The sequence below is a fragment of the Methylobacterium sp. Leaf108 genome (genome assembly GCF_001423265.1).
GTDB lineage: Bacteria > Pseudomonadota > Alphaproteobacteria > Rhizobiales > Beijerinckiaceae > Methylobacterium.
Genome location: NZ_LMND01000001.1, coordinates 128,823 through 147,458, shown reverse-complemented (window position 1 = coordinate 147,458; position 18,636 = coordinate 128,823). Strand labels below are relative to the sequence as shown.

Below are 18,636 nucleotides of genomic sequence, written 5' to 3'. Positions count from 1 at the left end.
GTCGCGCCGAGGAATAGTACGGCCGGGGGGCGGGAGCCAGCGGCCCTCAGCCGCCGAGCCCGGCCAGGAAGGCGTCGTAAGCCGCGGTCACCTCGGCAAGCCGCTCGAAATGCGGGAACGCGCCGGTGGGCAGCACCGCTACCGTCCAGTTCGGCTTGCCTCGCACGTCGTCGACGTGACGGTAGTCGACGAAGTCGCCCCGGGTGCCGTGGACCATCCAGACCGGCCCCTCGAGGCGGGCGTAGACCCGGGTGATGTCGGCGGGAAACAGGTGGCCGGACAGGAACGAGAACGGGGCGTGCTCGGCGCCGGGCTGGTGGGCCGAGGCCTGGTCGTATGCGAACAGGCCCTCGTCGATGTCTGTCGACCCCCAGGTCTTCTCCAGGAAGAAGCGCATGCTCGGCCGGCTCACGAGGAGGTCGTAGAGGGGCCGGCCCCAGAGCGGCTGCGCGACGATCGAGCGGGCGGTGTCGCTGCCGCGGGTGGATTGGTCCGGCCCCGAGCCCGACAACCGGGCGTCGAAGCCGGTCGGGCTGATCAGGCCGAGGCTGCGGTAGTCCTGCGGCCGCTCGACGGCGGCGCGGGCGAGGTATTCGGCCGAGAGCGATAGCGCCACGGCGTCGACCGCACCCCCGCCGTGGCGGGCGCGGATCGCCTCGACCATGGCATGGATCGCATCGGTCATCAGCCTTGGCGTGTAGGTGCGGTCGCTGCGCTCCGAGAACCCGAACCCCGGCAGGTCGATCGCGTAGACCGGCCGGCGCGTCCGGTAGTGCACGTAGAGCGGGCGGACCTCGTAGGCGTTGGCGGCGGCGTTGATCGAGTGGACCAGGAGAAGCGGCACGCCCGCCGTCTCGTCTGTGCGGTAGTAGCTCAGGCGGCCGGCGGGGCTGTCGATCTCGTCGCGCGGACCCGGCAGGGCCGGCGGCAGGGCCACGGCACGGTCGAGCGCGAGGTGGCTGTAGGCGATCCATCCGCCGGCCGCGACCAGGGGGGCGAGGGCGAGCCCGATACCGAGGCGTCGCTTCGACAGGGTCCGGCGGCGTGGTGTCGTCATGGTGTCGTCCCGGAGGAATGGTCAGCACCGGCAACGTGGGTGGGGGCGGAATGTTGCCGCGCAGCCCCCTGCGGGACGATCGCCACTGGAGTGTGCGGCGCGGCTCTTCTCCGCTTGCGGGGATCAGTTGGAGGTGGGGGTGGCGGGGTGAGCCCGTATCGCGCCAGGCGCAACCGACCCCTGCCGATCGCCGCAACGGGGAGGGGATCGCGTTCGGCTCGAACACGCCGACGGCACGAGCCGGCGAGCCATCACCCCTCGCCTTCGATCTCCGCGCTCAGGCCGAGCCATTCCTCCTCCGCGGCTTCGAGGGCCACCGCGGCATCAGACCTCATCTTCATCAGTTCCGCCGCCTTGGCGGGATTGGCCTGGAAGGCCGAGCCGTCGGAGAGGGCCGCGTCGATCTTGGCCATCGCGTCGGAGAGCTTCGTCATCCGCGCCTCGACGCCGTCGAGCTTCTTGCGCAGGGGAGCGAGCGCGCTGCGGCGTTCGGCGTTGGAGCGGCGCTCCTGCGCCTTGGCGCCGCCGGCCGGTTCGGCGGCGGCCTTATCGGCCTCGCGCTCGGGGCCGGAGAGGACGAAGCGTCGGTAGTCGTCCATGTCGCCGTCGAAGGCCTTCACGCTGCCGTCGGCCACGAGCCAGAGCCGGTCGGCGCAGGCCTCCACCAGGAAGCGGTCGTGGCTCACCAGGATGACCGCGCCCTCGTAGTCGTTGATCGCCGCCACCAGGGCCTGGCGGCTCTCGATGTCGAGGTGGTTGGTGGGCTCGTCGAGGATGAGGAGGTGCGGACCGTTGAAGGCGGCCAGCCCCATCAGGAGCCGGGCCTTCTCGCCGCCCGAGAGCTGCGACACCGGCGTCTCGGACTTGGGTCCCGAGAAGCCGAGGCGGGCGGCCGCGGCGCGGGCCTTGGCTTCGGGCACGTCCGGCATCAGGTCGCGGACATGGGCGTAGGCGCTCTCGGCCGGGCGCAGCTCGTCGAGCTGGTGCTGGGCGAAATAGGCGACCTCCATCTTCGAGGACCGCTTCATCTCGCCGCTCAAGGGAGCCATGCGCCCGCCGATGAGCTTGCAGAAGGTCGACTTGCCGTTGCCGTTGGCGCCGAGCAGGGCGACCCGGTCGTCGGGGGCCAGCGACAGGTTGAGGCCCGAGAGCACGATGCGGTCGGCGTAGCCCGCCTGCACCCGCTCCATCGCCACAATGGGGGGCGAGAGCGGCCGCTCCGGGCTCGGCAAGCGGAAGACGGGCACGTCGTCCTCGATCACCGAGGCGATGATCTCCATCTTGGCGAGGCGCTTGACGCGGGACTGGGCCTGGCGGGCCTTGGTCGCCTTGGCCTTGAAGCGGTCGACGAAGCTCTGGAGATGGGCGCGCTCGGCGTCCTGCTTCACCTTGGCCTTGGCCTGCAGCACCCTCTTCTCGGCCACCTGCCGCGCGAAGGAGGTGTAGCCGCCGCGGTAGATGGCGAGCTTGCCGCGGTCGAGGTGGAGGATGTGGTCGACGCACTCGTCGAGCAGATCGCGGTCGTGGCTGATGATGACGGCGGTGCGCGGATAGCGCTCCAGGTAGTCGTAGAGCCAGATCGTGCCCTCGATGTCGAGGTAGTTGGTCGGCTCGTCGAGTAGCAGCAGGTCGGGCTCGGAGAACAGCACCGCGGCCAGCGCCACGCGCATCCGCCAGCCGCCGGAGAAATCCGCGCACGGCCGGCCCTGCGCGACGGCGTCGAAGCCGAGGCCGTGCAGGATGGCGGCGGCGCGGGCGGGGGCCGAATGCGCCTCGATGTCCACGAGGCGGGTCTCGATCTCGGCGCGGCGCAGGCCGTCGGCGTGCTCGGCCTCCGCCATCAGGCGGGTGCGCTCGGTATCGGCCGCGAGGACGACGGAATGGAGCGTCTCGGGCCCGGCCGGCGCCTCCTGGGCCACGGCGCCGATGCGCATGCCCTTGGGCATCGAGACGGTGCCGCCCTCGGTGGGCAGTTCTCCCAGGATCGCCCTGAACAGGGTGGTTTTGCCGGCGCCGTTGCGGCCCACGAGCCCGACGCGAGCCCGGTCGGGGATCGAGAAGGTGGCGCCGTCGAGGATCAGGCGCTCGCCGATGCGATAGGTGAGGTCGTTGACGCGCAGCATGGCGCGCTTGTGCGGTGGCGGCCCGTGCGAGGCAAGCCCGCCGAAGTTCGAGACCCCCGGCAGGATCGTGGGCCCGGCCCGGTGGGCCCCGCAGCGCGCGGGACCCCTCCGGACCGGATCGATTCGCTCTAGGGACAGGCGTGACGCAGGCCGTCATTGCCGAGATAGGTGCCGGAGGCCCGGTCGTAGGAGCGGAAACGCTGGACGCAATAGGCGACCGTATTGCGCGGATCCTCGGATTGCACCTCGTAGACCGGTTGCACCCCGTACCCATAGCCCGGCTGGACCTGATAGCCGTATCCGTAACCGGGCTGTGCCCCGTATCCGTAGCCGTATCCCGGCTGTCCGCCGTAGCCGTAGTAGCCGCCACCCGACTGGCTGGCGATCGCACCGCCGAGCAATGCGCCCGCGGCGAGACCGCCGATCACGGCGCCGCCGCCGATCCCGCCACGGCGATAGCCACCGCCGCCGAAGCCGCGTCCCGCGAAGCCGCGGCCGCCCGCGAATCCGCGTCCTCCTCCAAATCCGCGTCCGCCGCCGAAGCCCCGGCCACCGCCGATGCCGCCGCCGGCAAAGCCACCGCGTCCACCGCGAAACTGCATGTATCCGGTCGGCGCGCCGCTGCGCTGCAGGGCATCGAAGGTCGGCCGTGCGGAGACTTCGGCCGCCGAAGCCGGCGCGGGTGCGGTCAGGAGCATGGCGGAGGCAAGACCTCCCGCGATGAGCGACGGAAGAATAACCTTGACCATGGCGAATTCCATTTCTCGAAAAGAGGCCCGGAGCAGGGATCTACTTTTGGGGCGATGGAACTCAACGCGCTCGGCCGGCCGGTGTTCATCGCCTCATCGCGGAAAGATCGACACGGGCGCGGCGGTGCGGGTCGGTTCGGTCCGAGGGGTCGTCGCGTCGTCCCGACGGCATCCACCTCTATCCGCCGGCCCGGTGCCCATCCGGCTTGACCCGCCCGGGCGAGGGCTTAACGATCGGTCCGGCAACGGAAGGTGGACGACGTGAGTGCAGGGCGGCTGACCGGGATCCCGTTCTTCAAGGAGCCGGGGATCGAACTGTCGGCCTACGAGACCCGTTGTCATTGGCGCAAGTTCGACGAGAACGAGGTTCTGGTCGACTACGACGATGTCTCCACCGACGTCTATTTCATCATCGCCGGCGAGGTGCGAATCCTCAACCGGTCGCAGTCCGGCAAGGAAGTCATCCTCGGCGAGATGCGCGGCGGTGCCTTCTTCGGCGAGTTGGCCGCGCTCGACGGCATCGGCCGCTCGGCCAACGTCACCGCGCTCACCCGCGGCGAGGTCTGCGTGGTCCCGGCCCCGGTCTTCCGGCAGATGGTGTTCGCTTCCGAGCCGATCGCCGACCGCCTGTTCCGGCTGCTGGCCAAGCGCGTGCGCGAACTGAACACCCGGCTGATGGAGCACGCGCTCCTCGACCTGCGCCACCGCCTCTATGCCGAATTGCTGCGCCTCTCGGTGCCGCGCGCGGGCAGCGACGGCGCCCGCGTGGTCACGCCGCCGCCCTACCATCACGTGCTCGCCGCCCGCATCGGGTGCCGTCGCGAGCAGGTGACCCGCGAGTTCACGGTCATGGCCGCCGACGGGCTCATCGACCGCACCCGCGGCGCCCTCGTGATCCGCAGGCCCGACCTGCTGGAGGCCCGCGTCGCCGAGGCGTTGCGCGAGGATTCCTGATCGGCCGGGGCCCGTGACCGTGCCGACCCCGACCCTGTTGCGCATCGCCGGCCTGACGAAGCGGTTCGGCGCCTTCACGGCGGTGGACGACGTCTCCCTCGATCTGGCGCCCGGCGAGTTCGTGTGCCTGCTCGGCCCCTCGGGCTGCGGCAAGAGCACGTTGCTGCGCCTCGTCGCCGGCTTCGAGGCGCCGACCTCCGGCACGATCCACCTGGGCGCAGACGACCTTGCCGCCCTACCGGCGCACCGGCGGCCGGTGAACATGATGTTCCAGTCCTATGTCCTGTTTCCCCACCTCAGCGTCGGCCGCAACGTCGGCTACGGGCTGAAAGGCCTCGGGTTCGGGCGCGGCGCCATCGCCGAGCGGATCGCCACGCTCCTGCGCCTCGTGCGCCTCGAGGGCTTCGAGGCGCGCCTGCCCGAGACCCTCTCGGGCGGCCAGCGCCAGCGGGTGGCCCTGGCCCGTGCGCTCGCCCGCGAACCCAGGGTCCTGCTCCTCGACGAGCCCCTCGGCGCCCTCGACCGCGCCTTGCGCGAGGAGACGCAAGGGGAGTTGCGCGCGCTGCAGCGCCGGCTCGGCACGAGTTTCGTCGTCGTCACCCACGATGCCGGCGAGGCCATGACCATGGCCGACCGCATCGGGGTGATGCGCGGCGGCCGCCTCGTGCAGATCGGGACGCCGGCGGACCTCTACGAACGGCCGGCGGACCGCTTCGTCGCCGCGCTCCTGGGCGACGTGAACCTCGTCGACGGGCGCATCGCCGGCAGGGGGGAGGGCGCTCACCGCGTCGAGGCCGGCTTCGGGCCCTTCGACGTCGCGACCTCGGACCGGGCCTGGGCCGAGGGCGAGGCCGTCGTCGTGGCCCTTCGTCCGGAGCGGATCGATTTGGCCCAAGCCGATCCGGCGACGCGCCTGTCCGGGACGGTGGCGGACCGGACCTACCTCGGCGACCGCATCCGCTACGGCGTGCGGCTGTCGGACGGCACCCTCATCCGCGTGATGCGCCCGGCGGCATCCGCGTTCGTCCCCGGGGACACGGTGGCCGTGGACATCGATCCGCGCGCCGCCGCGATATTGCCGCCATGACGCCGCGGCCGCGCCTCCTCCGGTTGCTGCCGGTGCTGCCGTTCCTGTGGCTCGGCGCGTTCTTCCTGCTGCCCGTCCTGATCACCCTCAAGATCAGCCTGTCGGAGCCGGCCACCGCGCAGCCGCCCTACCTGCCCGTGCTCGATTGGAGCACCGGACCCCAGGGCTGGGCCCATTTCCTCGAGGCCCTCGATTTCGCCAACTACGAGACTTTGGCCAACGACAGCCTCTACCGCGATGCCGCCCTGTCGTCGCTGTCCCTGGCGGCGGTGGCCACGCTGATCCTCGCCCTCGTCGGCACGCCCATCGCCCATGCCATGGCGCGTGCTCCGGCGAAGGTTCAGCCGGTCCTCGTCGCCCTGGTGATCGTGCCGTTCTGGACGAGCTTCCTCATCCGCATCTACGCCTGGATCGCGATCCTGAAGCCCGAGGGGCTCCTGAGCGCCGGCCTCATGCGCCTCGGGCTCGTCGACCGGCCGCTGGAGATCCTGGGGACGCAGGCGGCGGTGCTGGTCGGGCTGACCTACGCCTACCTGCCGTTCCTGGTGCTGCCGCTCTACGCTGTGATGGCCAAGGCCGATCCGCGCCTGCGGGAGGCCGCCGCCGATCTCGGGGCCTCGCCGACGCGGGTGTTCTGGACGGTGACGCTGCCGCTCGCCCGCCACGGGCTCGTGGCCGGGGCACTCCTGTGCTTCATCCCGATGGTGGGCGAGTTCATCGTCCCCGACCTGCTCGGCGGGTCGGACACGCTCATGCTCGGGCGGGTCCTGTGGAGCGAGTTCTTCTCCAACCGCGACTGGCCGCTGGCCTCGGCGGTGGCGATCCTGCTCCTCGTCATCGTGGTCGGACCCATCGTCGTGTTTCGCGAGGCGGAGACCCGGCGCGGCGAGGCGGCGCGATGAGCGCTATCTCCAAAGGCGCGTTGATTCTGGGCTTTGCCTTCCTCTACGCGCCCATCGCGGTGCTGGTGGTCTATTCCTTCAACGCCTCGGCGCTGGTGACCGTGTGGGGCGGGTTCTCGACGCGGTGGTACGGGGTCCTCCTGTCCGACGGGCCGCTCATGGCGGCCGCCCTGGTGTCCCTGCGCGTGGCGCTCGCCTCCGCCCTGATCGCGACCGTCATGGGCACCCTGGCCGCCCTCGCCCTGACGCGCAGCGGCCGCTTCCCCGGCCGCGCGCTCTTCACCGGCCTCGTCCATGCCCCGATGGTGATGCCGGAGGTGATCGCGGGTCTGGCGCTGCTGCTCCTGTTCGTCGGGCTCGGGCTCGACCGGGGCATCGCCACCATCGTCATCGCCCATGCGACCCTCGCCACCGGCTTCGTCGCGGTCGTGGTCGGCGCCCGGCTGAAGGGCCTCGATCCGTCCCTGGAGGAGGCGGCGCGGGATCTCGGCGCCGGTCCGGTCAGGGTGTTCCTCACGGTGACGCTGCCGCTGGCGGCCCCGGCCCTCACGGCGGGCTTCCTCCTCGCCTTCACGCTGTCGCTGGACGACCTCGTCGTGGCGAGCTTCGTCTCGGGACCGGGGGCGACGACCCTGCCGATGCGGCTCTACAGCCAGATCCGCCTCGGGGTAAACCCGGAGATCAACGCGGCCTCGACGCTGCTGATCGGGGTGGTGACGGTGGTCGCGCTCACCGCCAGCCGGCTGATGGGACGCGATGCGCGTCCCGGTCAGGGCGCATAAGAGCGGGCGGTGGCCGGAAGGGCGGCCTTGGCCGGCAACCGCAGGAGGTCGGGTTTCATGACCGCCAGCCCGCGCGGGCCGGCCTCGGACGCATCGGCGAGCAGCGCGCGCACGACGATGGCGTCCCAGGGGCCGGTGATCCCGAACTGCCGGAGTGGAACCTCGGTCTCGGCCGGCGACAATCCCGCCCGGATGTCGAGGTGGCGCCGGTCGAGCGAGATCGTCCCGGCGAGGGAGGCGGCGACGGTCGGCGCGGCCAGCCGGCCCTGCGTGACGGTGCCCTGTCCGTCCTTGAAGCGCAGGGTGACGGCGGCGCTGGAGAAATCGGTGCGCCCGATCCGCTGCTGCGGCGATCCGGCCGCCGCGTCCGCCGGGCGCTGCAGGAGGGCGCCGAGATCGAGCCCGCTGATCGTCCCGCCCTCGACGGCGAGGCCCGCGCGGCCGTTGGCATTGGCCACGAGGTCGCCCATCGTCGCCGCGCGGCTGTCCATGGCGAAGCTGCCCTTGGCGGGGCCGACGAGCCACCGCTCCTCGCCGAAGGCGGTGAGGAGCGCGCCGAGATCGACCCCCTCGAACGCGCCCTGGGCCTTCACCTCCGTGCCCCGGTCTTCCCCCGCATCGCCGAGCACGACGCGGCCCTTGAGCGTGCCACCCTGGAGATTGGCGCGCCCGAGCGACGCCTCGACGTTGCCGGAGCGGACGATGAGACCGGCGGCGACGTCCTCCACCAGGAGCGGCCCGACCCGCGTCTCGGCGGCCGAGAGCCTCAGGTCGAGGTCGCCCATCGTCGCCGCAGCCAGCGACAGGGAGCGCCCCGTCCACTCCGAGGCGGGCCGGGCATCGCCCTCGATGCCGAAGGCGGTGGCGAGATCGCGCACCAGCGGCGCGATGTTGAGGGTCTCGGCGGCGAGGGTCGCCTGGATCGCGGGACGCCCCCCGGCAAGCGCGAGCGACCCGGCGCCCTCGAGGCGGTTTCCACCCATCTCCACCCGCAGGCGCGGCAGGATCAGCGTTCCGGCTTCGGTGGTGAAATCGCTCTCGACGACCAACGCATCGAGGAGGGGAGCGAGGGCGACCGTGACGCCGCTCCAATCCAGCATTTCCGGCAGGGACTGGCTGGCGAGCCGCAGGTGGCCCGAGACGGCGTAACGCGCGCCCAGGACGACGCTGCCCTTCGCGTCAAAGGTGGCGGCGGGCCAGGACGCGGTCGCGGCAAAGCGGCTGACACGTCCATCGAGCAGGGCCGGCAGGTCGAGGCCCGACAGGCGCAGCTGGGCGTCCCGCTCCCGCCAGATGCCGCGGGCGACGATCTCGGCGCGGGTTCCCCAAAACGGCGAGGTGAGGCCCAAGGTCACGTCGCTCACCGTCTGGATCGCGCCGTCGCGTGGATCGCGCACCGTCACCGTGGCGCGGGTCAGGCCGAGCCGAAGGGGGCGGGACTCCGCGTCGCTGCCGAAACGCCGGACAATCCTCTCCATCGGACCGCGCCAGCGGTCGTCCGTCTCCGACAGGGGCAGGGTCACGGCGGCGCCGTCGAGGGAGACCGCGTCGAGGTCGATGCGCCCCATGGCCAGGGCGACGAGGCTGAGCTGGAGGCTCAACTGGCCGCCCTCGGCCAGGATCGCCCCGTCCGGACCGCCGGCGGTCAGGCGCGTGCCGGAGACGTTGAGGCGCGGAAACGGGAGGAGCGCGATCTCGGTGGGGCCGTCGGCCGTCAGCGCGATGCCGTAGGACCGCGCCAGATCGTCGGCGACCATCGCGAGCAGGCGAGGGGAGGTCACGCTCCAGGGCAGGCAGGCCGCGACCACACCGGCGCCGAGGGCTGCGACCGCGAGGACGCGCGCACCGGTCCCGGTCCGCGTGCGGACGGGCTCGGTAAGCTCTGGCGACGAGGGGCGCGGCGACATTTCGCTCCGGGAGGAGGGACGGTCCCAGGGGGTGTCCCGACGTCGGCCGCGACCGTGCGGACACGACCTTCCTTACCGGCTCGCACCCGCTTTGTCTCCACGCCGGTCCCGCCCGGGCGCGCCGGGCCGGGGAAAGCCCTGTCGAGCGCTGCCGGAGGGCCGTGTTTCGGCGCCGGCACGGGCGGCTCGGACGGCCTACCCCTAGCGCCGCGGCGGCTCCGCCTCCATCTGACGCGATGCGAAATTCGAGGCGAACGGGTTGGTCGGAGTGCCCGAGCCGAGGGTCCGCTCGCGGGACGAGCCGCAGCCGGCCAGGGGCACGGCGAGAGTCGACAGGACGAGGACGACGATGGCGCGGATCAGCATGACGGTCCTAAAGGATGGGCGACGCGGGATGTCGCCCGCAGCTCCTTAGCGAGGAAGAGGCCTCATGAAACCCCGTGATCTGGAACCCCATCAATTCGAGGAAGACGGTCACCGCTTCGCGGTCGCCTTCGAGCGCTCGCCCGACGGCTGGATCTGCCGGCTGCGACGCGAGAGCGACGGGACGGTCCAGGTCCTGGCCTTCCCCGACGGGCCCGGTTTCGACCCGGACGACGTGCGCGATTCGCTGATCGCCGGCTGCCGGGCGGCGGTCGCCACCCTCGGCTGGGCCGGTACGACGCGGCACTGAAGCGGAACTCCCGCACGGCCCGGTCCGTTCGCCGTCATATCCTCGTACACGGGAACCGAACCGATGACGGACGTCACCTATCACATCGTCGAGCACGACGGCGGCTACGCCTACAAGGTCGGGGACGTGTTCTCCGAGACGTTCCCGAGCCGCGACGAAGCCCTCCAGGCCGCCCAGGCGGCGGCCGCCGAGCAGCAGGTCCCCGGCTCCACCGAGGGCATCCGTTACCAGGACGGCAGCGGCGCCTGGCACGACGAGACCGCGCGCGGCGACGACCGGCCGCGGGCCAAGGTCACCGAATAGGTCTCGACCTCCCCCCGGACATCGACCTGCCGGTGTCCGGGGGGCACCCTTCGCGGGTGGCGAGGCGAGCCTGCGGCCCAAGGCTGTGACGGCAGGGTCGAAAAGGGATACCGCCGCCGGGGGGCCTGGCTATGCGGGTGCCCGCGGTTGGGGAGCCCCGTCATGACGGCAATCATCTTCGTGGGGGCGGCGCTCGCCGAGATCGCCGGGTGCTTCGCGTTCTGGGCGTGGCTGCGCCTCGATCGCTCCGCGCTCTGGCTGCTGCCGGGGCTCGCCGCGCTGGCGCTGTTCGCGCTGCTGCTGACGCGGGTCGAGAGCGAGGCCGCGGGCCGGGCCTATGCCGCCTACGGCGGCGTCTACGTCGCCGCGTCCCTGGCCTGGCTATGGGCCGTCGAGGGGCGCCAGCCCGACCGGTGGGATCTGTCGGGGGGAGCGATCTGCCTTCTGGGCACCGCGGTGATCCTGTTCGGACCTCGGCACTGACGACGACCGTGTCTCCCGGAGAATACCCGTCAGGCCGCCGGCATCACGGCCGGGTCGTCGCGCCGGCGCGGGCCGGCCGGGGACTGGATGCGGTTGCGCCCCGCTTCCTTGGCGGCATAGAGGGCGAGGTCGGCCGCCTCGACCAGGGCGGCCTCGGAGGCCGCCTGGCTGCTGATCGCGACGCCGAGGCTGACGGTGACGCGGCCGAGGCCGTCCTTGCGGGCCGCGTGCGGCACCGCCAGGTCCTCGACGCCGCGGCGGAGCGCTTCGGCGACCTCGAGGGCTTGCGCCAGGGTCCGGCCCGGCAGCAGGACGGCGAATTCCTCGCCGCCATAGCGGGCCGCGACGTCGGACGGGCCGGTGGCGTGACGGGCGAGGATGGCGGCGATCGCCCGCAGGCAGTCGTCGCCCGCGCTGTGACCGTAGCGGTCGTTGAAGAGCTTGAAGTGGTCGACATCGAGCAGGATCAACGCGAAGCGGCGACCTTCCACGGCGCCCTGCCAGAGGTCGCCCATGCTGCGCGCGAACCGTCGACGGTTGGCGAGCCCCGTGAGGGAATCGGTGGTGGATAGGCGTGCGAGCATCGTGTTGTCTTCGGCCAGGCGCCTGCCGCGCAGCGTCTCGCGCAGGGTCAGGAGATAGTCGCGCCGGTTCGCGGCCTCGGTCCGCCGGGCGGCCATGAGCGTGAAGTTCATCATGACGAGGAGGTCGATCACGATGACGAGCCCGAGCTCGATCGGGATGTCGGACTTCGTCAGCACCACCGTCGTCGCCAGGACGGCGGTGACCGCGGAGACGATACAGGCCCAGGAGAAGCGCAGCGGCAGCACGTTGCTGCCGAACACGATGCTCAGCATGATCTCGGCCGTGCACAGATAGATGCGCGGCCCGCCCTCCAGGGCCATCAGCAGGATCGGGACGCCGTTGGCGCCCACCATGGCCCCGGCGCACAGCATCTCGCGCAGGCCGCCTCCCACCCGGCTCGACGCCCAGTAGACGAACAGGCCGACCGGCGTGACCACGGCGGCCCTCAGGACCAGGTTGAGCACCCACCAATCCGGCAGCGTGACGAGCCCGGTCAGGTTGTAGATGTTGAACACCAGGATGCCGATGAAGACGGCGTACCGGATCTGGCGGATGCGGTCCTGGCGGGTGTCGGCCTCGAAACGGGCCTCGAGGACCGGACCGAAGCTGTCGAGGAAGCGGCCCGAGCGCAGGCAGCGGTCGGCCGCATCGAGCAGCACCGCATCCAGGGTCGCCGAATCGTTGGCGGCGGCGGGGCCTCCCGCCGGCCGTTCGGTCTGGCCAGAGCCGTATGGCACGCCGTCACCTCGTCTCGCGTTCGGCCGCGGGAGGCGGGAGCCTGGGCCCATAAGATGACGATATCGCTAACGGGAACGGCGCGATCCGCACGGGGTTTGCGCTCCGGGGCGGATGTCGTGCATGCGGTGTCCCGTCGACCCCGCCGCATCGCGCGGCCGCCATCCGGAGATCGCCCGTGACGTCTTCCAACCCGCGCCGGCCCGACCACGAGATCGATCCGCTCTTCATCGAGCGGTGGTCGCCTCGCGCCTTCACGGGAGAGGCGGTGCCGGAGGCCGAGCTGCTGCGGATGTTCGAGGCGGCGCGCTGGGCGCCTTCGGCCTACAACTCGCAGCCCTGGCGCTTCCTCTACGCCCTGCGCGACGCGGCCCATTGGCCGGTGTTCTTCGACCTCCTGGTGCCCGGAAACCAGAAGTGGGTGAAGGACACCGGCGCCATCGTGATCCTGGTGTCGAGCACGCACATGAAGGCGGGCGACGAGCTGAAGCCGTCCTGGAGCCATTCCCTCGATGCCGGCGCGGCCTCGGCCAACTTCCAGCTCCAGGCGATCCGCCAGGGGTGGCACGCCCACGGCATGACCGGGTTCGACCGGGAGCGGGCGGTCGCCGCCCTCAACGTGCCCGCCGACCACCGGGTCGAGGCGGCCTACGGCGTCGGGCGCGCGGTGGCGCGGGCCGAGCTCACGCCCGAGCAGGTCGCCAAGGAGACGCCGAACGGACGCCGGCCGATCACCGACTTCGTCCATGCCGGCGGCTTCAAGCCCGCCGGGACGTGAGCGCTTCCGCCATGCTGGCCAGCGCGCCCGATTACGACCGCCTCGTCGCCGGCTTCGCCTGGGCGATCCCGGAGCGGTTCAACATCGGCGTCGACGTCTGCGACCGCTGGGGGCTGCGCGAGCCGCAGCGCCCGGCGATCGTCGAGGTTGGCGGCGACGGCACCGTGGCGGCCACCACTTTCGGCGCGCTCAAGGCGGGGTCCGACGCCCTGGCCGCTGGCCTGGTGGCCGTGGGGATCGCGCCGGGCGAGCGCATCGGCATTCTGTTGCCGCAATCGGCCGCCGTCGTCGTGGCCCATGCGGCGGCCTACAAGATCGGCGCCATCGCCCTGCCGCTGGCCGGCCTGTTCGGCCCCGAGGCGCTGCGATACCGCCTCGCCGATGCGGGTGCGCGGGTCCTGATCACCGACGCGCCCGGCCTCGCCAAGCTGGCCGCCATCCGCGCCGACCTGCCCGCTCTGGCCCATGTCGTCTCGACGGACGGCGCGGCGCAGGGCGTCCTCGGCTGGGACGACCTCCTCGCTTCGGCGCCGGCGGGGTTCCGCCCGCGCGACACCCTGGCCGACGATCCGGCCCTGATGATCTACACCTCCGGCACCACCGGCCTCGCCAAGGGTGCGCTCCACGCCCATCGGGTGCTGCTCGGCCACCTGCCGGGCTGGGCGATGATGCACGACTTCCCCCCGAGACCCGGCGACCTGATGTGGACGCCCTCGGACTGGGCCTGGGCCGGCGGCCTCCTCAACGTCCTGATGCCGAGCCTGCACCACGGCGTGCCGGTGGTGGCCCGCCCCACCGCCCGGTTCGATCCCGAGGGCGCGTTCCGGCTCATCGCCGACCAGGGCATCACCAACGTGTTCCTGCCCCCCACCGCGCTCAGGATGCTGCGCGGCGTGCCCGATCCACGCGGGCGCTTCGACCTCTCGGCCCTGCGCAACATCGCCTCGGCCGGCGAGGCACTGGGGCCCGAGACCTTCGCCTGGGCGCGCAGCGAACTCGGGTTGACCATCGGCGAGGCCTACGGCCAGACCGAGTGCAACCTCGTGCTGGCCGCGTGCCGGGCCGCCGGCGTGGCGCGGCCGGGGTCCACCGGGCGCCCGGTGCCGGGCCACCGCGTGATGATCCAGCGCCCCGACGGCCGCGAGACGGAGGTCGACGAAGTCGGCGAGATCGCGGTGGCCCGGCCCGACCCGGTGATGTTCCTGTCCTACTGGAACCAGCCCGAGGCCACCGCCGCCAAGTTTCGCGGCGACTGGATGCTCACCGGCGATACCGCCCGGCGCGACGCCGACGGCTACGTCCACTTCGTCGGCCGCGAGGACGACCTCATCACCTCGGCCGCCTACCGCATCGGCCCCACCGAGATCGAGGACTGCCTCCTGCGCCACCCGGCCGTCGCCCTGGCGGCGGCGGTGGGCAAGCCCGATGCGCTGCGCACCGAGATCGTGAAGGCGTTCGTGGTGCTGCGCGACGGATTTTCGGCGAGCGACGCCATGGCGGACGAGATCCAGGCCTTCGTGCGCACCCGGCTCTCCGCCCACGAGTACCCGCGCGAGATCGCGTTTCGCGACAGCCTGCCGATGACGACCACCGGCAAGATCATCCGGCGGCAGCTGCGCGACGAGGGGTGAGCGATCTCGGTCGCCGCGGTGTGTTCGACCGGACCTTCATACCCCTCCCTACGAGGCGGAAGCGAGGCGCTCGCTTTCATCCACGCTCGTCACGCGATCCCGTATTGGGCGTCGGCGCGGTGCCCCCGGTGCCGGATCGGGGCGCCGTGGCGCCCTTCCCGCCGACGACCGGCAACCCGAGAAGCATGGCCAGATCCGGTGCCGCGCCGTCCCCGAGCAGGTCGGCCAGGGTGTAGCCGTCGAGCACGGCGAGGAAGGCGGCCAGGGCCTCGCCCAAGGCACGGCGCAGGCGGCATGGCGCCGTGATGGCGCAGGCGCCCCCGGAGAAACACTCCACCAGGGCGAGGTCCTCCTCCGTCTGCCGCACGACGGCGCCCACGACGATCTCGGCGGGCGGACGGGCGAGCCGCAGGCCGCCGCCGCGGCCGCGCAGGGTGTGGACGAGGCCGAGCCGCCCGAGCTGGTGCACGACCTTGGTGAGGTGGCTCTCCGAGATCCTATAGGCGCGCGCGATCTCGGCGATCGAGCTCAAGCCGGTGTCGTTGAGCCCGAGATAGATCAGGGTGCGGAGGGAGTAATCTGTGTAGCGAGTGAGGCGCATGGCCACCTCCTACAGGCTTTCGAAGATACATTCTGCTTGCATCTTTTGCATCTCGGCTCCAAAGGTTCATTGTAAATGAACCTTTGGAGCTCGCCGTGTCCCAGCCGCTGACGCCCGCCACCGTCGCCCTCATCAAGGCCACCGTTCCCGCCCTGGAGGCCCATGGCCTCACCATCACGAAGCGGATGTACGAGCGCCTGTTCCAGGACCCGGCGATGCGCGACCTCTTCAACCAGTCGCACCATGGCGAGAACGGCTCGCAGCCCAAGGCGCTCGCCCTGGCGGTCCTGGCCTATGCCCGACACATCGACGACCTCGGAGCCATGAGCGGGGCCGTGGAGCGGATCGCCCAGAAGCATGTCGCCCTCAACATCCTGCCCGAGCATTATCCCTTCGTGGCCGACGCGCTGCTCGGCGCGATCCAGGACGTGCTCGGCGACGCCGCCACGGCGGAGATCTGCGCGGCCTGGGGCGAGGCCTACTGGTTCCTGGCGCATATCCTGATCGGCCGGGAGGCCGCCATCGCCCGCGACCTGGCGCACAAGCCCGGCGGCTGGAACGGGTGGCGCGACTTCGTCATCGAATCGGTGGCCGAGGAAAGCGAGACGATCCGCTCCTTCGTGCTGGCGCCGCGCGACGGCCTGCCCGTCCTGCGCCACGAGCCCGGGCAGTACCTCGGCTTCCTCCTCGACCTGCCGGGGCGGGGGGTGCTCAAGCGCAACTACTCGATCTCCTGCGCGCCGAACGACCGCGCCTACCGCATCACGGTCAAGCGCGAGGGCGGCGTCGGCCAGCCCGCCGGGATCGTCTCGCACTGGCTGCACGCGCAGGCCGGGCCGGGCACGGCGATGCGGGTGGCGCCACCGGCCGGCGAGTTCTTCCTCGACCGTTCGAGCGACGCACCGGTCGTGCTCGTCAGCGGCGGCGTCGGCCTGACGCCGATGCTGAGCATGCTGGAGACGCTGGTGCAGAGCGGCGACGCGCGTCCGGTCTGGTACGTCCACGGCGCCCTGAACGGGCGCGTCCACGCGATGCGCGAGCATGTCCGCACCCTGGCCGCCCGGTCGGGCAACGTTCGGCTGCAGACCTTCTACGCCGCGCCGGAGGCCGGCGACCGACCGGGCGTCGACTACGACGTCCCCGGCCTCGTCACCGCCGATTGGCTCGCGGCCCGCACGCCGCTCGGCGAGGCGACCTACTACCTGTGCGGCCCCAAGCCGTTCCTGGCGGCCCTCGTCAACGGCCTCGCCCGCCACGGCGTGCCCGCCGAGCGGGTGAAATTCGAGTTCTTCGGCCCCGCCGACGAACTGCTGGAGGAGCCCCGCCAGGCCGCGTGACTCCGGCGGCACGGCGGATCGTCCGCGAGGGGATCGGGCCGGGCGGTCCGGTCCCTTCTTTCGTCGCTGCCGCCCGGTGCGTCTCGTTCGTGGACCGGCCGCGTCGTCACGCCGGCCGGCACCCGCTGCGCCGACCCGCCGACCCGCCGACCCGCCGACCTCGAAGCTCGCATAAAGACATCTTTATGTCTTGATTGCTTCCTACCCCGGCGCCTGCTAGAGGCTCAGCCCAAGCGCAACGCGAGACGAGAGAGCGAACCACATGGCCCAGATTTCCCCGGCCCAGGATTACATCGTCAAGGACATCGGCCTGGCCGAGTACGGCCGCAAGGAGATCTCGATCGCCGAGACCGAGATGCCCGGCCTGATGGCCACGCGCGAGGAATACGGTGCGTCGCAGCCCCTCAAGGGCGCGAAGATCGCCGGCTCGCTGCACATGACGATCCAGACCGCGGTGCTGATCGAGACGCTCAAGGCTCTCGGCGCCGACATCCGCTGGGTGTCCTGCAACATCTATTCGACCCAGGACCACGCCGCCGCGGCCATCGCCGCCGCCGGCATCCCGGTGTTCGCCATCAAGGGCGAGACCCTGGAGGAGTACTGGGACTACACGTCGAAGCTGTTCGACTGGCACGGCGGCGGCATGCCGAACATGATCCTCGACGACGGCGGCGACGCAACCATGTTCGTCCACCTGGGCCTGCGTGCCGAGAACGGCGACACCGCCTTCCTCGACAAGCCCGAGTCGGAAGAGGAGGAGGTGTTCTTCGCCCTCCTGAAGAAGAAGCTCGCCGAGAAGCCCAAGGGCTGGTTCGCGGGCCTGGCCGAGTCGATCAAGGGCGTCTCGGAAGAGACCACCACCGGCGTCCACCGCCTCTACAACCTCGCCAAGGAGGGCAAGCTGCTCTTCCCGGCGATCAACGTGAACGACGCCGTCACCAAGTCGAAGTTCGACAACCTCTACGGCTGCAAGGAGTCGCTCGTCGACGGCATCCGTCGCGGCACCGACGTCATGATGGCCGGCAAGGTCGCCATGGTCGCGGGCTTCGGCGACGTCGGCAAGGGGTCTGCCGCCTCCCTGCGCAACGCCGGCTGCCGCGTCCTGATCTCGGAGATCGACCCGATCTGTGCCCTCCAGGCCGCCATGGAAGGCTACGAGGTCGTGACGATGGAAGACGCGGCCCCCCGCGCCGACATCTTCGTGACCGCCACGGGCAACAAGGACATCATCACGATCGACCACATGCGCGCCATGAAGGACCGCGCGATCGTGTGCAACATCGGCCACTTCGACAACGAGATCCAGGTCGTCGGCCTGAAGAACATGACCTGGTCCAACATCAAGCCGCAGGTGGACGAGATCACCTTCCCCGACGGCCACCGCATCATCCTCCTGTCGGAGGGGCGCTTGGTGAACCTCGGCAACGCCACCGGCCACCCGTCCTTCGTGATGTCGGCCTCCTTCACCAACCAGACGCTCGCCCAGATCGAGCTCTGGACCAACCCGGGCAAGTACGAGCGTCAGGTCTACACGCTGCCCAAGGCGCTGGACGAGAAGGTGGCCATGCTCCACCTCGAGAAGATCGGCGTGAAGCTCTCCAAGCTCCGCCCCGATCAGGCCGCCTATATCGGCGTGTCGCAGACCGGCCCGTTCAAGCCGGATCACTACCGCTACTGATACTGACGGTGGGGCGGCCCCGGCCGCCTCGGTCCGCTGCGTGACGGAGAAGCCCGGCTCGATGCCGGGCTTTTTCGTGTCCGGGGCTGCGCCGCCGGGGGCGGGCGAGGGCGTCCGGTGTGTCTTTTCTGCGGCCTCCCGGCGGCACGTGATCCGGTTCGGGTCAAAGTTAAGCTTCGCCCCCTTCCTGCGGGATTCCGGCTCGCGCTAGTGTGGGTCGGAGTCGCCGGATACGGCGAGTCGCCAGCCGATGACGGGGTCGGTCTGTTGC

18 protein-coding genes are annotated in these 18,636 nt (G+C 71.3%); 11 read left to right on the top strand and 7 right to left on the bottom strand.

Annotated features, from left to right (window positions below; all coding sequences use genetic code 11):
• Positions 1-46: 46 nt before the first annotated feature.
• The 3 genes from ASF39_RS00705 to ASF39_RS00695 form a co-directional block, all read right to left on the bottom strand.
• Positions 47-1,057 (bottom strand): alpha/beta fold hydrolase, encoded by a 1,011-nt coding sequence (locus ASF39_RS00705; RefSeq protein WP_056280327.1) that lies wholly within the window; start codon positions 1,055-1,057, stop codon positions 47-49.
• 251 nt (positions 1,058-1,308) lie between these two features.
• Positions 1,309-3,180: an ABC-F family ATP-binding cassette domain-containing protein gene (locus ASF39_RS00700; RefSeq protein ID WP_056280324.1), complete on the bottom strand. Its 1,872-nt coding sequence runs from the start codon at positions 3,178-3,180 to the stop codon at positions 1,309-1,311.
• A 128-nt stretch (positions 3,181-3,308) separates the two neighbouring features.
• The gene (locus ASF39_RS00695) at positions 3,309-3,878 is read right to left on the bottom strand and encodes a BA14K family protein (protein WP_082494322.1); all 570 of its coding nucleotides are present in this window, start codon (positions 3,876-3,878) and stop codon (positions 3,309-3,311) included.
• A 312-nt stretch (positions 3,879-4,190) separates the two neighbouring features.
• Here ASF39_RS00695 and ASF39_RS00690 point away from each other — a divergent pair, with 312 nt between their 5' ends.
• From ASF39_RS00690 to ASF39_RS00675, 4 genes are read left to right on the top strand one after another with little or no spacing between them, the layout of a single operon-like run.
• Complete coding sequence (locus ASF39_RS00690; RefSeq protein ID WP_055881017.1) at positions 4,191-4,883, top strand: Crp/Fnr family transcriptional regulator; 693 nt, start codon at positions 4,191-4,193, stop codon at positions 4,881-4,883.
• 19 nt (positions 4,884-4,902) lie between these two features.
• The gene (locus ASF39_RS00685; protein WP_244472251.1) at positions 4,903-5,970 is read left to right on the top strand and encodes an ABC transporter ATP-binding protein; all 1,068 of its coding nucleotides are present in this window, start codon (positions 4,903-4,905) and stop codon (positions 5,968-5,970) included.
• Complete coding sequence (locus ASF39_RS00680) at positions 5,967-6,872, top strand: ABC transporter permease subunit (protein WP_056280314.1); 906 nt, start codon at positions 5,967-5,969, stop codon at positions 6,870-6,872. The genes ASF39_RS00685 and ASF39_RS00680 overlap by 4 nt, the downstream gene beginning before the upstream one ends.
• Positions 6,869-7,654: an ABC transporter permease subunit gene (locus ASF39_RS00675; protein ID WP_056280310.1), complete on the top strand. Its 786-nt coding sequence runs from the start codon at positions 6,869-6,871 to the stop codon at positions 7,652-7,654. The genes ASF39_RS00680 and ASF39_RS00675 overlap by 4 nt, the downstream gene beginning before the upstream one ends.
• Here the strand turns inward: ASF39_RS00675 and ASF39_RS00670 are convergent.
• On the bottom strand, positions 7,642-9,435 hold the full coding sequence (locus tag ASF39_RS00670; RefSeq protein WP_210168648.1) for an AsmA-like C-terminal region-containing protein: 1,794 nt from the start codon (positions 9,433-9,435) through the stop codon (positions 7,642-7,644). The genes ASF39_RS00675 and ASF39_RS00670 overlap by 13 nt on opposite strands.
• A 327-nt stretch (positions 9,436-9,762) precedes the next feature.
• On the bottom strand, positions 9,763-9,927 hold the full coding sequence (locus ASF39_RS20890; protein ID WP_156387489.1) for a hypothetical protein: 165 nt from the start codon (positions 9,925-9,927) through the stop codon (positions 9,763-9,765).
• 64 nt (positions 9,928-9,991) lie between these two features.
• Here ASF39_RS20890 and ASF39_RS00665 point away from each other — a divergent pair, with 64 nt between their 5' ends.
• The 3 genes from ASF39_RS00665 to ASF39_RS00655 all read left to right on the top strand — a co-directional run bounded on the left by ASF39_RS00665 (position 9,992) and on the right by ASF39_RS00655 (position 11,020).
• Complete coding sequence (locus ASF39_RS00665) at positions 9,992-10,234, top strand: hypothetical protein (RefSeq protein WP_244472221.1); 243 nt, start codon at positions 9,992-9,994, stop codon at positions 10,232-10,234.
• A 63-nt stretch (positions 10,235-10,297) separates the two neighbouring features.
• Positions 10,298-10,537: a DUF2188 domain-containing protein gene (locus tag ASF39_RS00660; RefSeq protein WP_055878913.1), complete on the top strand. Its 240-nt coding sequence runs from the start codon at positions 10,298-10,300 to the stop codon at positions 10,535-10,537.
• A gap of 162 nt (positions 10,538-10,699) precedes the next feature.
• On the top strand, positions 10,700-11,020 hold the full coding sequence (locus ASF39_RS00655; RefSeq protein ID WP_055878909.1) for a YnfA family protein: 321 nt from the start codon (positions 10,700-10,702) through the stop codon (positions 11,018-11,020).
• A 29-nt stretch (positions 11,021-11,049) separates the two neighbouring features.
• On the opposite strand, the gene ASF39_RS00650 is transcribed toward ASF39_RS00655, so the two are convergent.
• Complete coding sequence (locus ASF39_RS00650; RefSeq protein ID WP_056280304.1) at positions 11,050-12,342, bottom strand: sensor domain-containing diguanylate cyclase; 1,293 nt, start codon at positions 12,340-12,342, stop codon at positions 11,050-11,052.
• Between the two features lie 176 nt (positions 12,343-12,518).
• Here ASF39_RS00650 and ASF39_RS00645 point away from each other — a divergent pair, with 176 nt between their 5' ends.
• Together ASF39_RS00645 and ASF39_RS00640 are read left to right on the top strand one after the other, a co-directional pair.
• Complete coding sequence (locus ASF39_RS00645) at positions 12,519-13,118, top strand: nitroreductase family protein (RefSeq protein ID WP_055878904.1); 600 nt, start codon at positions 12,519-12,521, stop codon at positions 13,116-13,118.
• Positions 13,119-13,129: 11 nt separating this feature from the next.
• Positions 13,130-14,749, top strand: coding sequence for an AMP-binding protein (locus ASF39_RS00640; protein WP_056280301.1), 1,620 nt, complete (start codon positions 13,130-13,132; stop codon positions 14,747-14,749).
• A 76-nt stretch (positions 14,750-14,825) separates the two neighbouring features.
• Here ASF39_RS00640 and ASF39_RS00635 read toward each other — a convergent pair whose 3' ends face one another.
• Positions 14,826-15,350 (bottom strand): Rrf2 family transcriptional regulator, encoded by a 525-nt coding sequence (locus ASF39_RS00635; protein ID WP_082494271.1) that lies wholly within the window; start codon positions 15,348-15,350, stop codon positions 14,826-14,828.
• 95 nt (positions 15,351-15,445) lie between these two features.
• Between ASF39_RS00635 and hmpA the strand changes: the two genes are divergently transcribed.
• The gene (hmpA, locus tag ASF39_RS00630) at positions 15,446-16,687 is read left to right on the top strand and encodes an NO-inducible flavohemoprotein (protein ID WP_056281082.1); all 1,242 of its coding nucleotides are present in this window, start codon (positions 15,446-15,448) and stop codon (positions 16,685-16,687) included.
• Positions 16,688-16,958: 271 nt separating this feature from the next.
• Positions 16,959-18,365: an adenosylhomocysteinase gene (ahcY, locus tag ASF39_RS00625; RefSeq protein WP_156387538.1), complete on the top strand. Its 1,407-nt coding sequence runs from the start codon at positions 16,959-16,961 to the stop codon at positions 18,363-18,365.
• Positions 18,366-18,636: the final 271 nt, after the last annotated feature.

Bases quoted from the DNA above. Each gene is read 5' to 3' on its own strand.
- ASF39_RS00705 (WP_056280327.1), bottom strand. From the start codon at position 1,057: ATGACGACACCACGCCGCCGGACCCTGTCGAAGCGACGCCTCGGTATC.
- ASF39_RS00700 (WP_056280324.1), bottom strand. From the start codon at position 3,180: ATGCTGCGCGTCAACGACCTCACCTATCGCATCGGCGAGCGCCTGATC.
- ASF39_RS00695 (WP_082494322.1), bottom strand. From the start codon at position 3,878: ATGCTCCTGACCGCACCCGCGCCGGCTTCGGCGGCCGAAGTCTCCGCA.
- ASF39_RS00680 (WP_056280314.1), top strand. From the start codon at position 5,967: ATGACGCCGCGGCCGCGCCTCCTCCGGTTGCTGCCGGTGCTGCCGTTC.
- ASF39_RS00675 (WP_056280310.1), top strand. From the start codon at position 6,869: ATGAGCGCTATCTCCAAAGGCGCGTTGATTCTGGGCTTTGCCTTCCTC.
- ASF39_RS20890 (WP_156387489.1), bottom strand. From the start codon at position 9,927: ATGCTGATCCGCGCCATCGTCGTCCTCGTCCTGTCGACTCTCGCCGTG.
- ASF39_RS00665 (WP_244472221.1), top strand. From the start codon at position 9,992: ATGAAACCCCGTGATCTGGAACCCCATCAATTCGAGGAAGACGGTCAC.
- ASF39_RS00660 (WP_055878913.1), top strand. From the start codon at position 10,298: ATGACGGACGTCACCTATCACATCGTCGAGCACGACGGCGGCTACGCC.
- ASF39_RS00655 (WP_055878909.1), top strand. From the start codon at position 10,700: ATGACGGCAATCATCTTCGTGGGGGCGGCGCTCGCCGAGATCGCCGGG.
- ASF39_RS00640 (WP_056280301.1), top strand. From the start codon at position 13,130: ATGCTGGCCAGCGCGCCCGATTACGACCGCCTCGTCGCCGGCTTCGCC.
- ASF39_RS00635 (WP_082494271.1), bottom strand. From the start codon at position 15,350: ATGCGCCTCACTCGCTACACAGATTACTCCCTCCGCACCCTGATCTAT.